This is a genomic window from Azoarcus sp. L1K30 (assembly GCF_018122735.1).
Taxonomy (GTDB): domain Bacteria; phylum Pseudomonadota; class Gammaproteobacteria; order Burkholderiales; family Rhodocyclaceae; genus Parazoarcus.
This window is the reverse complement of the sequence record NZ_JAGRRD010000001.1, coordinates 1596890-1610770: the sequence shown is the minus strand read 5'-3', so window position 1 is coordinate 1610770 and position 13881 is coordinate 1596890. Positions and strand designations below refer to the sequence as shown.

Annotated in this window: 12 protein-coding genes; 6 read left to right on the top strand and 6 right to left on the bottom strand. The window is 62.5% G+C overall.

The window, feature by feature from the left end:
• Positions 1-2 precede the first annotated feature (2 nt).
• The 5 genes from J5J83_RS07315 to J5J83_RS07295 form a co-directional block, all read right to left on the bottom strand.
• Positions 3-1268, bottom strand: coding sequence for a flagellar hook-length control protein FliK (locus tag J5J83_RS07315; protein WP_212347205.1), 1266 nt, complete (start codon positions 1266-1268; stop codon positions 3-5).
• Between the two features lie 75 nt (positions 1269-1343).
• The gene (gene fliJ, locus J5J83_RS07310; RefSeq protein WP_212347202.1) at positions 1344-1790 is read right to left on the bottom strand and encodes a flagellar export protein FliJ; all 447 of its coding nucleotides are present in this window, start codon (positions 1788-1790) and stop codon (positions 1344-1346) included.
• A 64-nt stretch (positions 1791-1854) separates the two neighbouring features.
• Entirely contained in the window at positions 1855-3666 is a 1812-nt protein-coding gene (locus J5J83_RS07305) for a GGDEF domain-containing protein (protein WP_212347199.1), read from the bottom strand.
• A gap of 53 nt (positions 3667-3719) precedes the next feature.
• Positions 3720-5531 carry a diguanylate cyclase gene (locus J5J83_RS07300; RefSeq protein ID WP_212347196.1) on the bottom strand — a complete coding sequence of 604 codons (1812 nt, stop codon included), beginning with the start codon at positions 5529-5531 and terminating at the stop codon, positions 3720-3722.
• A 158-nt stretch (positions 5532-5689) separates the two neighbouring features.
• Complete coding sequence (locus tag J5J83_RS07295) at positions 5690-5893, bottom strand: heavy-metal-associated domain-containing protein (protein WP_212347193.1); 204 nt, start codon at positions 5891-5893, stop codon at positions 5690-5692.
• Between the two features lie 99 nt (positions 5894-5992).
• Between J5J83_RS07295 and J5J83_RS07290 the strand changes: the two genes are divergently transcribed.
• The 6 genes from J5J83_RS07290 (at position 5993) to J5J83_RS07265 (ending at position 11362) form a co-directional block, all read left to right on the top strand.
• The gene (locus J5J83_RS07290; RefSeq protein ID WP_212347190.1) at positions 5993-6508 is read left to right on the top strand and encodes a ribonuclease HI family protein; all 516 of its coding nucleotides are present in this window, start codon (positions 5993-5995) and stop codon (positions 6506-6508) included.
• Positions 6509-6736: 228 nt separating this feature from the next.
• Positions 6737-7906: a GTP cyclohydrolase II gene (ribA, locus tag J5J83_RS07285; RefSeq protein WP_212347188.1), complete on the top strand. Its 1170-nt coding sequence runs from the start codon at positions 6737-6739 to the stop codon at positions 7904-7906.
• Positions 7907-8069: 163 nt separating this feature from the next.
• Positions 8070-8459 (top strand): thioredoxin family protein, encoded by a 390-nt coding sequence (locus J5J83_RS07280; RefSeq protein WP_349251868.1) that lies wholly within the window; start codon positions 8070-8072, stop codon positions 8457-8459.
• A gap of 163 nt (positions 8460-8622) precedes the next feature.
• Positions 8623-9711 (top strand): tRNA (uridine(54)-C5)-methyltransferase TrmA, encoded by a 1089-nt coding sequence (trmA, locus tag J5J83_RS07275; protein WP_212347185.1) that lies wholly within the window; start codon positions 8623-8625, stop codon positions 9709-9711.
• A 55-nt stretch (positions 9712-9766) separates the two neighbouring features.
• Positions 9767-10666 (top strand): transglutaminase family protein, encoded by a 900-nt coding sequence (locus tag J5J83_RS07270; RefSeq protein WP_212347182.1) that lies wholly within the window; start codon positions 9767-9769, stop codon positions 10664-10666.
• A 144-nt stretch (positions 10667-10810) separates the two neighbouring features.
• The gene (locus J5J83_RS07265; RefSeq protein WP_249115648.1) at positions 10811-11362 is read left to right on the top strand and encodes a glycine zipper 2TM domain-containing protein; all 552 of its coding nucleotides are present in this window, start codon (positions 10811-10813) and stop codon (positions 11360-11362) included.
• A 120-nt stretch (positions 11363-11482) separates the two neighbouring features.
• On the opposite strand, the gene J5J83_RS07260 is transcribed toward J5J83_RS07265, so the two are convergent.
• A complete protein-coding gene (locus J5J83_RS07260) occupies positions 11483-13492 on the bottom strand; it encodes a PEP-CTERM sorting domain-containing protein (protein ID WP_212347180.1) in 2010 nt (669 codons plus the stop codon).
• Positions 13493-13881 lie beyond the last annotated feature (389 nt).

Here is a 13881-nt window from a genome sequence, read left to right as displayed (position 1 = left end):
CTTCAGACAAAGGTATCGACCAGCCCCTCTGCTTGTCTCGTCCATTGCGCAGCACTCACGCCCCCGCCCGTCTCCACGCCGCCCGTGCCGGATCCACGGTTGCCACCGCGGCCGCGTTCGTCGCCCGATGCCTGCTGATCACCGGACGTACTGACGTTGGCCTGGCCGAGACTGATACCCGATTGGGCGAGAATCTCGCGCAGTCGGGGCATGGCCTGTTCAAGCGCATCGCGTGCCGACTGCGTGGCAGCGACAAACTGTGCCGTGGTCTGGTCGCCATTGAGATTGATGGAAACCTCGACCTTGCCCAGATGTGGTGGCGTCAGCACCAGCTCTGCCTTACTCTCGGCACGTCCGACCATCCACATCACCCGGTTGCCAACGTCGTCCGCCCAGGCAGACTGTCCGGCCGGCGTGGCCACCGTAAGTTGCGGCGTCGTCGTGATCTGCCCCGGATGACGCAGCGCGTGCATGAATGACACTTGCGCACTGTCGGGCACGTCGGCCGATACGGCGTTCAGTGCGGTGGCCGCGCGTTCGGCAAAACCGGATTGCGCCTCGGGCTTGAACTGCAGCGGCAGCACTGCCTTGCCCTGTTCCGCGGTCGCCTGGGTAAAGTTCAGCGCGGCCTGCAGCTTCGGATCGGCAGGATTTTGCAGGGGTTTTCCCTGCGTGTCACCCGGCAATGCGACTTTGCCCGCAAGATCGGTCTCGACCTCGACGTCGACCTCGACCTCGACTTCAACTTCGACCGATGTCTCGCCGGTCTGGCGAATGGCGTGAGCGGACATCAAGGCGGCAATCTCTGCCGGCAGACCGGCAATGGCGGTGGCAGGATCGGCCTTGTCGGTTGAAGCCTCGTTTGCCGGTTCATTCGCTGCCGTTGTGGCCTTGTCCGCCGGCGTGGCCTCTGCGCCCTTGTCTTTCGGGCTGTTGGCCGTGCCTTCGGCAACGGCCTTGGCGTCGTCTGCAGTGGTCGCCGCCTTATCGGCACGATCGGGCGCGGACGCATCATCGGTGCGTTCGCTGCGCTTGGTCTCGCGGGCACCTTCGCCTGCATCAGGCCGTTCGGGGCGCTTTTGCGTGGGGCGCTCAGCAGCGGGTGTGGCTTCAGGTCGGGTTTTCGCGTGACTGCTCCGCAACTGCCCGCGAAGCACGTCCGAGAATCCGGACGTGCCTGCGTCGCGGCTTTTCAAGCCTGCGGCCTGGCTTGGCGCCGAGCTCAACAGTGAAACGATTTGCGAGCCGGAAGTGATCTGGGATGCCATGATGTTGCCCTTTTCTGCTGTGTCACGCAGAAGTCAGCAATTGGCGTGCCAGATCCGTATCCGCATTGGTGCGATTCAGTCGGCGTCGCGTTCAAGGTGCTTTCGGGCCGCGTGCTCGTCGTTGGTACGCTGCTCCCGACGTGATTCGAGCTTCGCCTGTTCGTCCTGATGGCGTTGTGACAGGGTGTCGAAGGCCCTGACTTTGTTGCGTTGCGCCATCCACACTTTCTGACCCTGAGTCGTGTAGTGGCGGGACTGCGCAACGACCTGGTGTTGTGCGGCGATGGCGTCGTCGATGCGATTGATGAAGGCGCTGAAATTGCGCAGTTCGTCCGGGCCGATGCCGGCGCGCGTGGCCTCGATGAAGCGCTCGCGATACTCCGCGCGGTAGGACTCGAGCATCTCGAGCTTCTGCTGTCCGCTGCGCTCCGATGCGATCAGTTCGCCCAGCCGGCGTGCCGCCTCGTCCATCCGGGTATTGGCGAGATCGAGCAGCGGCTGAAGGGGAAATTTACCGGACATGTATTCGTGTTGATCGGTTCGTACGGCGATTGTACCCGAGCACGGCGGCCGTCGCGTGCATACGTCAGCTTCCCGGGGGGAGGCCGGTGCGGTTGTCGTTCGGCGCGCGAACCACGCGATTCTTGCCTGTTTGCTTGGCCTCGTACATGGCCGTGTCGGCACGTTTCAGCACTGCTTCAATCGGTTCACCGTTGCTGCGCCGGGTCACGCCGGCACTGAAGGTGATCAGCACATGCCGGTCGCCGGCCATGAAGAACGCGCGCGTCAGCTCGCGCTGCAGGCGCACAAGGGTCTGGTCCGCCTGCTCCAGTGTGGCTTCGGGGAGGATGATGACGAATTCCTCGCCGCCGTAACGAGCAACGGTATCCTGCGGGCGCAGATTCTCCTTTACCACGCGCGCGAGGTGGACAAGGGCATCGTCACCCGCCTGGTGTCCGTGCGTGTCATTGAGCTTCTTGAAGTTGTCGATGTCGAGCAATGCGACGCAAATAGGCAGATCGTGGCGTTCGGCACGGGCCGATTCGCGCGCGAAGACCTCCTCGAGGCCACGCCGGTTCAGCGCGCCGGTGAGCTGGTCATGTCGAACGAGGTGGCTGGCATTGTCGAGTTCCTTCTGCAGCGTCGAAATCTGGGCCTCGGCCGCGAGCGCTTGCTGTCTGGCAAGGCTGAGCTCGTCACGCGAGCGGCCGGCCTCGAGCTGTATGAAGCGCGTTTCCGTCATGACTTCGTCGAGCAGGTGACCGATCTCCGAGATGTCTCTGGCAGCGGCGATCTTGCGCGCGCACTCGCCCATGCGATCGTGATAGCTGCCAGTCGTTTCGGCAAAACTGGCCAGCTGGTCGACGAATCCGGCCAGCATCTCCTTGAGCATGCGTTGCGCTTGCGTCAGATTGTGCTTGAGCTGGCTCTGCTTGTAGATGACTTCCTTCAGCCGGCGACCGGCATCGTCGATCATGCGCGGCGTGGCCGGTTTGTCGACGACGTCTCGCAGCATCTCGATCTGACCGCTCAGCCACTGATCGTCGATCACCAGTTCGTCGATGTTCTGCAGCAGCAGCCTGAGCAGGTCGAGCAGACCAGCGCGGATCTCTGCATCATCCGCAGCCGTCAGCTCGAGCCGATGGGCGAACTTGCGCAACTGCGTGCCGACCACCGACAACGATTGCGCATCCGTCGCCTGACGGGCGTGCCTGGCGATCAGCCCCGCATCGCTGACCAGGTCCGGGTGTTCATGCAGGAAGGCAGGGACCACGGACTCCATCGTCAGGGCCAGAAGATTGCGATGGGCGGCAACAAATTCGGCGGCTTCTCCGGCGGGGGGCCCCCCTAGCGGTGGAATGTCTGCCTCCACCATGCTCGGCACGGGGGAGGGCGTACCGGCCTCGGGAATTTCGGGGTCGACCGGGGCCTGTCCCCAGGCGCGCAACAGCGCCTGCAGCCTCGAATACAGCGTATTCGCGTCACTGGCGCCAAGCACGCGGTCGAGCGATTCGCGCTTGCGTGCCGTGGTCCAGCCGAGCTGCCGACCTTCCCATTGCCGCAACAGATTGGCGATGAGCTCGTTCCAGCTCGGGGGCTTGTCTGCAACCAGACAGGCAAAGTACTGGTTGAGTGACTGTTCTGCGACTGCCGTGTTGCCCGCGGCCAGCGCCTGGTCCAGCTGTCGCGCCAGGCGCTGGCGCTCGGCGGTGTCGCGCGGGAGCTGCTGCGCAATGCGTCGTACGAAGCGCTCCGGGAACGGCGCTTCCGTGTCGGCAGTACCGGCGATTTCGTGATATAGCTTGTGATAGTTGTCGGGCGTCGGCGGCGTGCGCCGCATGGCCAGCTGCCGCAGTGTTTCGCGCGCAATCTCTGATGGATTTGAAGGGTCTGCCATGAGTTCCCGTGCGTTGGGGGTCGTTGTTCCTGTGGGTATCGCCCCAAGACAGCTCAGATCGCCTTGACGACCCGGTTCTTCCCGGTGCGCTTGGCTTCATACATGGCCTTGTCCGCGCGTTCGATTGCGACGATCGGATCCTCGTCGCCATTCAAGCGTGCGATGCCCGCACTGAATGTGATCAGCAGGTGGTCGGCATCGGCGAGGAAGTACCGACGCGTGAGCTCGCGCTGCAGCCTGACGAGGATGACCTCCGCCTGGTCGAGCTCGGTATCCGGAAGAAGAATCAGAAATTCCTCGCCGCCGTAGCGGGCTACCGCGTCCTGGGGGCGCAGCGTGTCGCGTACCACGCGTGCAAGATGGCGAAGCGCGTCGTCCCCGACCAGGTGACCATGCCCGTCATTGATCTTCTTGAAGTCGTCCACGTCGAGCAACGCGAGACTGAGCGTACTGCCCAGTCTGCGGGCGCGCGAAATCTCCCGCTCCAGTGCCTCGTCCAGCCCCTTGCGATTCAGGGTGCCCGTGAGCGGGTCGTGACGCACCATCTCACTGGTTTCATCGAGCTCGCGCTGGAGTCGCACGATGTGCTCGTTTGCGGATTCAACCTGTTCGCGCAACTGCGCGAGCTCCTCGCCGGAGCGACGAGCGGTTTCCTGGGTGTTGCGGGTTTCACGCAGGATCTCCTGGACCACGTCTGCAAGTTCGCCGATGTCGCTTGCCTGGCTGATGCGCTGCGCGCTGCTGTCGAGCACGAGCTGATAGTGTTCGGTAGAAGTCGAAAAGGCCGAAAGCTGGGCGATGAAGCCGGCAAGCATCGACTTGAGCTTTTGCTGGGCATCGGTCAGCTCGTGCTTCAGGTGACTCTGCTTTTCGATGACGTCGCGCAGCCGGCATTCGACTTCATCGAGAATGCGCAAATTGAGCGGGCCGCTGAAGGCCTCGGATATCAGCGTCAACTGCCCATGCAACCAGCTATCGTCGATGACCAGTTCGCAAATGTTATCCACGATCAGGCGCAACAGGTTGAGCAGCGCCTCGCGAATTGCGCGCTGTTCTTCTGCCGTCCAGTCGATACGGGCAAGCAGGCCTTCGATCTGGCCGTCGATCGAACGGCCATCGCCAGTGTCGTCCGACGATGCGATCAGGCTGGCGACGCGATGTGCCTCGCCCAGCAGGGATTCGTCCGCCTCAGCGAGCGGAACAATGCCGCGGAGCAGCACTTTGACCAACAGCGACGTCAGCACCGCCGCAGTGCCGGGCGAGGTCTCACTGGCGCAGGGCGCCACCTCTCCGGCATTGCGCATGGCGGCGGACGGGACTTGACCCCAGCTGCGCACGAGGCTGGCCAAGCGACCGTACAGCAGGTCGGGGTCGTTGGTGCCGGCGAGCACCTGAGCGAGCGCTTCGTGCTTGTGTCCCGCGGGTAAGCCCTCGTGATGACGTTCGAGCTGGACGCTCAGATCCCTTATCAGCACGCCCCACGGCTTGGGTTCAGCGGTCTGCATCTCGCAGATCGCCAGAACGGCCTTCTTGAACGCAGGCCACCGTCCGCTATTGACTCCGTGCTCGAAAATCCGTGCGAGCTTCAGTGCTGGCGGCGTGTCGCGCGGCAGGGCCTGGGCGATGCCTTTGAGTGTCTTTGCCGGAAAAGCATCTTCGGCCGAAATTCCCGCAATCTGAAAATACAGTTCGCGAAAATTGTCCGGTGTCGGCGGCGTCCTCAGCGTGGCCAGTTGAATCAGGGCTTCCCGGGCAATTTCCAGCGGCGGCCTGGCGTGATTCGCGGGTGCTTTGGCGTGACCATGCCCGGCACTGCCTATGGCCTTGTTTGCGGGTGGGTTGGTTGGCGATTCTGATTGAGCCATTCAGTGTGCCCGGACGGAAATAGGTGCTGAAACCCAAAGACACGACGAGCTTGCCCTGCCTGACGCAATTATGCCTTCGTCCGCTTGCGATAACCATCGCACCAGGTGCGGCTTTACCGTCCCGTGCTTCTCGTGCCCGAGCATCGGCGGCGCCCGCGTCAGCGTGTCTCGAAGCCGGCGTCTTCCACGGCCTGCCGAATATCGCCTTCCGAGATGAAGTTGCCGAACTCGACTTCGGCACGTCCGCCATCGAGGGCGATTTCCATCCAGCCAATGCCCGGCAAGTCCTGGATCGCGTTGCTGACGGTTCGCAGGCAGTGTTCGTCGCGCATGCCGATGATGGTGAATTCGCAGGTATTCATGTCCGGATCCAAATGATGAGGGCGGGAGGCCGTGCTCGGTGGCAAGATAGCAGCCTTCCCCCGTCAAGACGAGGTTTGAGCGTGCGGCAGCGACCAACAATGAAGAGCGACTCCGCCGTTCCGGCTTCAGATCCGATACCCGCATCCGATTCCGGCGCTTGCTGGCAAGCCTGGTTTGATGGCGCGGCGCATCCCAATCCCGGTGTGCTCGGAATCGGCGTCGTGTTGCAGTCGCCGGATGGACAGCGTCAGGAGATCTCCCGTCGTGGAGCAGGAAACGGATGCAGCAACGAGGCGGAAATGCAAGCTTTGTGCGCGGCACTGGCGCTGTCGCATGCGGCCGGCGCAACGCGGCTCGTCTTGAGGGGCGACAGCGACTTCGCCGTGCGTCACGGTGTGGGCAGCACGCGCACCGTTGCGCCGAGGCTGAAGCAATGGGTCGATGAGGCGTTGGCATGGATGGCGCGATTCGAGGTGCTGGAACTGTGCTGGGTGCCGCGCCATCGAAACGGCGATGCCGATCGCCTGTCGCGTGCGGCACTCGGTCTCGTGCCGAAGCCTGCGCCACATCCGGGCAAGTTACCGGTCGACAGGAAGCGCTGGAGACGACGGTGACGCCGGCGATTGACTGGCGGTATCGGTCCAGCCGTTGTTATAGTTATTATCCAAACACTTCGTCGATGCGTGCCATAGCGTTGCCGTCAAGGTGAGAACAGATTCTGAACCGAATCTCGTCCGACCCGGTCAGAGCTCGGTATACCGGTCGTGCCCTTGGTATAAGCCAGCTGTGGAAGCAATACGACCTTTGCCATACAAGAGAATCATCCCCTGGGAGAACGATTGATGCGCCAAGCAGAGCGCGCCATTTTTGACTTGCGACGGGGTATTCCCGTCTTGCTGCGCGATGCGGCCGGCGATACGCTCATCGCCCCGGTCGAAGGCTTCGGCCTCGCAGCGCTGAACGAGGCGTGCACGCTCGCCGGCGCACATCCTGCGCTCGTGTTGTCCGATCACCGCCTCGCGAGCCTTGGCGTGCAGATCACCGGGATCTCCGCGACTCAGCATTTTGCCGCAACAGACGTTCCGACTTTTGCCATGCTGGTGCAGTTCGCGCTTGGCCGTGCATCGACCCTGCCGCGCTTGCCGGTCCTCGCTCCCGCGCCGTCGACGGATCCGGAGCGTGCCGGCCTGATGCTGATGCGACGCGCCCAACTGGTGCCGGCCGCGATCGCCTTTGCGGTCGTTCCGGCGCAGCGTGACGCGATCGAGCGGCTGGTGACCGACGGCACGTTGCTTGCCGTATCGACGGAGGAGGCCATCGGCTTGTGCGAGAGCGGCCCCGGGCGTTTGCGTCGTGTCAGCGATGCACGTGTACCGCTGGCCGGACTGGGTGACACCAGTTTCGTGCTGTTCCGCGAGGAAGACGGCATCCGCGAACATGTGGCGGTGGTGCTGGGTGAGCGTGCCAACTGGGCAGCGGCAGTACCCGTACGTGTGCACTCGACCTGTCTTACCGGTGATATTTTCGGCAGTCAGCGTTGCGATTGCGGTGCCCAGCTTCGCAATGGCCTGGCCGAGATCAACCGGCTCGGGGGCGGCGTGCTGCTCTACCTGGCGCAGGAGGGGCGGGGTATTGGTCTGGCGAACAAGCTGCGTGCCTATCGACTTCAGGACGAGGGGCTCGATACCATCGACGCAGACCAGGTGATCGGCTACAGCAAGGATGAGCGCGACTATCGCGTTGCACACCAGATGCTCGACGAGCTCGGCGTGACCCGCATCGAGCTGCTGACCAACAACCCGGCAAAGGTGACCGCGCTGCGCAGCGCGGGTATCGACGTGGTGAGCCGGCGCGCGCTGTTTGGCCAGATCAACGACCATAACCAGCATTACCTGCGCACCAAGGCCGACCGCCACGGTCACCTGCTCGAAGAGTTGCTGGCCTTGCCGCACGGCCTGGATCGACAGGGCGCGACTGAATGTGAGCCCTGTACGGCCGGCGGCGGGCGCTAGGTGTAGCCCGGCCGGGAACGGATGGCTCCGGCGGGCCTGAGCGGCGAAGCGGTTGTCGCCGCCGCTGGTGTGTCGCGCTGCAGTGCCGGGGGGTGGTCTCCAATCGCGTTTTCGGCCAAGCTATGCGCTTCAGGTTCGGCTCCCCACTCTCAAGCCCATCGCCATGTCCATGCTTCTTCCCGCCGCCCGTCTCGGTGAGTCCGGTGTCCCGCCAGCGCATCACTTGGTGCTGGCCCTGTGTGCGGAGTGGTGCGGCACCTGCCGCAGCTTCCGGCCCGTGCTCGAGCAGCTCGCCGCGCATCATCCGCAGATTGCCTTTGCGTGGCTGGACATTGAAGACGATGCAGCGATGGCGGGTGATCTGGATGTCGAAACCTTTCCGACGCTGGCAATTTTTCGGGCCGGCGAGCCGCTCTATTTTGGACCAACCCTGCCCCTGGAAGACGTCGTGGCCAAGCTGATCCGTAGCGCGCTGGCTGCCGCCGGGCCATTGGCCGCAATACCGGATGAACTCGATGAACTCACCGCGCAGCTGTTCGGACGTGAGGGGTGAGTTGCACTCGGCAGCACCTGGGGCCGGGTTGAGCGTGCGCGGCTGACTCAGCCCTCGCGGCCTGCGCTGTGGACGGGTATATTCCGCCCTCGGCCATTGGATGGCCGTGTTTGACCTGCATCGGCTGCTTTCCATCGGGACGGCCTCAACACCCAAGGACATCATGCCCATTCCCACCATCGATCCTGCACGTTACGCCACTGAGCTGGATCAGAAAGTGCTGCAGTTCAAGCACGATTTCTCAGCATTTGCGCTTCCCGAGCCCGAGGTGTTCGCGTCAGCACCGCTGCACTATCGCCTACGCGCCGAATTTCGCATGTGGCATGAAGGCGACCGCGTGGATTACGCGATGTTCGATCCCGAGGCACCCAAGGTGCCGGTGACGATCGAGTATTTTCCCCAGGCGTGCGAGGCTATCTGCGCCATGATGCCGCGGCTGCGGGATCTTGTGCAGTGTAATCCGGTGCTCAAATTCCGCCTGTTTCAGGTCGAGTTCCTGGCCACGCTCAGCGGTGACATGCTGATCGCGCTGGTGTATCACCGTGCGCTGGACGATGCGTGGGCGCTTGCCGCGCGTGCGCTTGCAGCCGAACTCGGGGTGAAGCTGATCGGCCGCAGCCGCAAGCAGAAGATCGTGCTCGAGCAGGACTGGGTGCTCGAGCACTTCGAACTCAATGGTCGTTCGCTGCGCTACAAGCAGATCGAGGGCAGCTTTACCCAGCCCAATGGCGGCGTTAACCGCAAGATGCTGGGCTGGGCATGTTCGCAGGCCGAGGAACTGGGTGGCGATTTGCTCGAGCTGTATTGCGGTAACGGCAACTTCACCATCGCACTTGCGCCGCTGTTCGGCCGGGTTCTGGCCACCGAGGTGAGCAAAACCTCGGTCGGTGCGGCGCACTACAATCTCGAGGCCAACGGTGTCGACAATGTGACCATGGTGCGCATGTCGAGCGACGAGATCAGCGGTGCGCTGGCACGCTCGCGTGAATATCAGCGCATGAAGGACGTCGATCTCGACAGCTACCGCTTCAGCACCTTGTTCGTCGATCCACCACGCAGTGGCCTGGACGAGGCCACCGTCGAGCTTGCACGCGGCTTCGAATACATCCTCTATATTTCATGTAACCCGCAGACGCTGCAGAATAACGTCGCCGCGCTGGAATCGACACACCGGATCCGCGCAGCGGCAGTGTTCGATCAGTTTCCGTACACGCACCACCTCGAAAGTGGCCTGCTGCTGACGCGTCGCTGAGCGGCGCGTCCGTGCCGGTTCCGGGCGCGACAACGATCTTGAACAGGAGCCCATGATGGCACGACTGAAAGTGCTGCACAGAACCGTCTATCGTTACAGCGAGCCGGTTGGCTTCAGCGAGCATCGTTTCATGTGCCGTCCGCGTGACAGCCATGACTTGAGGCTGGTCGATACCGGCATCAGTATCAATCCACCCGCGACCTTGCGCTGGATTCACGATGTCTTCGGCAACTCGGTGCTGGTGGCGACCTTCGCCGACAAGGCGGCGGAGCTCATGTTCGAGTCCACATTCGTCGCCGAGCACTATCCGGCGGCGCCCGACGTGGACATGGTCGAAGCCTATGCCGAGCGTCTTCCGTTCAGCTACGAAGCCAGCGAGATTCCCGATCTGGCGCGGTGCAACGAGCGCCAATACGGGGATCCCGAACACCGGGTCGACGCCTGGGTCCGACAGGTCTGCGCCGATGCGGGGACGGACCGTACGCTGGATGTGCTGATTGCGATCACCCACGCGATCAAGGCCCAGTTTACCTATGAGGCACGCGACGAGGAGGGCACGCGCAGCCCGGTGGAGACGCTCGAACTGGGCAGCGGCAGTTGCCGTGACTTTGCCCTGCTGATGATGGAGGCGGTGCGCAGTCTCGGACTCGCGGCTCGCTTCGTGTCGGGCTATCTCTACGACGAATCGCTCGTCGGGGCCGAGAGCGGTATGGTCGGCGGCGGTGCCTCGCACGCATGGGTGCATGTGTATCTGCCTGGAGCCGGCTGGCTACCCTTCGATCCGACCAACGCCATCGTTGGCGGGCGCAACCTGATTCGCGTTGCGGTTGCACGCGACCCTTCTCAGGCGGCCCCCCTCACCGGCAGCTTCATCGGTCCGGCAAACGCATATCTGGGCATGACGGTTGAGGTCAAGGTCAGTGTCGAGGAGGCTGTGACGCAAGGCGCTGAGTGATGGCATTGACCCTGCGCCGGTGCTATGAATGGATTGGGTATCGCTTTGTTTCCGCCGTGAAACTGCCTGCCGGTCCGAACGTACAATCAGCCATCGAGACCGTATGGCGGGTTATTTGCCCGGTTAGAGTTAGAGGAGAGAGCCATGGACAGATCAATGATGCTGGGAATCGCGCTGGGTGCGCTGGGCGTCACCGCGGGCGGCGCCATTGCAACCTACAAGCTGGTTGATTTTGGTCCGAAGTACGCCGATGTGCTTGCCGTGACGCCGCTCAAGGAGACGGTGAAAACGCCCCGCGAAGTGTGTCAGGACGTTGTTGTCACGCATCGCAAGCCGGTTCAGGATCAACACCGGATTGCAGGTACTGTGATCGGCGCGCTGGCTGGCGGTCTGCTCGGCAATCAGATCGGCGGTGGCAGCGGCAAGAAGATCGCCACCGTCGCGGGGGCAGCCGCGGGCGGTTACGCCGGCAACAAGGTGCAGGAGAACATGCAACGCGGCGACACCTACACGACGACTGAGACCAAGTGCAATACCGTAACCGATACCCACGAAAAGGTGGTGGGTTACGACGTCAAGTACCGCCTTGGAGAACAGGTGGCGCAGGTGCGCATGGACCACGAACCGGGGCCGCGCATTCCGGTCAAGGATGGGCAACTGGTGCTCACCGAGCCGGTCGCTGCTGCAGCGAAATAGCGTGAATGGGCCGGGCCCGATGTCGCCGCTCGGGGCTGGCCCGACGCGGATAAAGGGCCAGCCTTCCAGGTCTCAGCACCCGTGCGATCGATGAGTCGGATGGCATGGGCGCGATAGCGGTCAACGCGCCTTGTCGCGCTGGCTGCGCAAGGTTGTAGCACCCAGCAACATGATGCCCATGAACAGCATGGAAAGCGTTCCCGGTTCGGGCACGGCGCCGACATCGGTGTAGATACCGTCGAACCAGAACGCGGCTGCACGGCCATTGATCGTCGTATTTGCGATCAGCGCCAGGAAGTCGGCATCGGCCAGGAGATTTCCAGTCAGGCGGAAGGCGTACCCGGAAGTCGGGCCCGTCACGGCGTCAACAATGGTCAGGGATTTTCCGGCGGCGACCTTGTCCAGTTCATTGATGGTCAGCGCGCTGAAATTCAGGTCGATCGTCGAGTCGTCGAGCAGTGACAGCCGACCGAAGGTCTGTCCGTCGATGCCCACTGCGTTGGCAATCTCCAGGGTGCCGCCATCGAGCGCCAGACCGCTGTCGGCGGCGAGCCGGTTGGCACCATCAAGCGTCAGCTTTCCGCCTCCAGAGATGTTCGTGGTGCCGACATAGGCGCTGGTACCTGTGAAGATGACGCTGCCGCTCCTGATCTCGACACTGTCGAAATTCGAGATTGAGCCGGCGTAGGCGAATTGGCCGCCGGTTCCGGGATCGATCGACATCGTGTTCGACCCTCCGCTCCCCCCATTGATATTGCCCAGGATGCTGGCGGCGCCGCCTACGACCTGTAGCGTGTTGTTGCCCGCACCCATGTCGATGGCCTTGCCGCTGCTGGCGCCGCTGATGGTGCCGGCATTGACGATGGTGTCGTTGTCCGCGCCGGTGCGTATCGCAGCGTAAGTTGCGCCACCGCCCATTACCGTCGCGCCGGCGTTATTGTTGACGCGCACCGTGTAGCCGCTGGCTGGCCCGTCGACTGCAATCGCCGAGTCGCTGTCACCGCGGATCAGGCCGCCTGTCTGGTTGATAACAATGGAATTGCCATAGATGGCTTCGCGCGTGCCTGCCAGCGGACCGCTTTCAATGTCGTTTCCCAACAGCGAAATGCCACGCCCCACTGCGTTCGCATTGCCGGGCTCGACCAGGCCCTCGATGATGCCGGCGTTGATGATGGTGCCGCCCCCGATCGAGATGGCTTCGCTTTGAGCGGGTGCGCCGCCGGCACTGAAGGCGTTCAGGGAGCGGATGGTGCCGGTGTTGGTAATGTTCGCAAGCCCGTCTACGTCGATCCCGTCGCCATCGCCAGTGACGCCTCGGCCATTAATCGTCCCCGAGTTGATGATGGTCGCCGTCTGCTTGGCATTGAAACCATCGAGGTTGATGCCAGCGCCATTGTTGCCACGGATGAGGCCACCGTTCGAAACGGAGGTCGTGAAATTGACGGAGGCGTCCTTCGCGCCGCCGGTGATGCCATGGCGGCCTCCGTCAATCAGGCCGCTCGCATGATTGACGACATTGACGCCCGTGTTCTCCTGGGCGTCGATTGCGTCGCTGCTGCCGCCGGTCGTCGTGACCGCCTGAATGCTGCCCCAGTTATTGATCACGCCATTGACGCCGGGACGAATGGCATCGGCTTCCGTGGCCTTGATGAGCCCCCCGGCATAGTTGTTGACGATGTTCGTGCCCGAAGCAATGGCATTGAAGTCCACCGCTTGAGCGCCGCCCGCCGACGCGTTCTCCGAGAGCATCCGGCCGTAATTGTTCAACGTGACGCTGGCCGATGGCTTGTTCATCTGGATCACGTCGGCGTCAGACGATTTCATCGAGGCAGTGGCATTGGTCGCGCTGCCGTTGGTAATCATCAAACCGGCTACGCCGGTGTTGTCGCGGATTACCCGGCCGGAGCCGGTCTGGCCAATGGTGCCCAGATTGGTCAGCGTGGCGTTATTGCCGGAGACCGTCACTGCGACAGTGGATCCGCTCACGGTAAGCGAGGCGCCTTCGTTGACGATGCCGGTCTGGCCGGCGCCACTGCCCAGGGTCTGGGCTGTGGTGGTGTTGCCATTGATGGTGAAGCTCGCGGCGAACGCCAGATTCGTGCCAAGTGGGAAGGCGGCAAGCAGTGCCACTGCACAGAGCAAGGCCCGGGGCCGGTGATTTTGGTGCAGATGCTGCACAGGTGCGCGCTGCGCTGCCGCACGCCGTCTATTCGAACGAAATTCAACTGCGGAAAAAAATATGGTGCTGGCACTCAATTGTTTCGACATTGCTGGGCCGGTCCTGTTGGTTCTTGAGCAATAAGCTCAAAATGAATATCTCTGGTGTCGGGCTCAACGCATTTAATGTGCCAATTGTCTAAAATTCATTTAGATCAATTTGTTGTAAGGCTATTGATGGATCGATAAAGGACGAGTGTAAGAATTGCCGACATATTAAATATGCATTATGAATTGAGTGGGAAAAAACAAACCCGCAGCGCCGCCATACTCGGTGCTGCGGGTCTTCATTAATTCGTAGT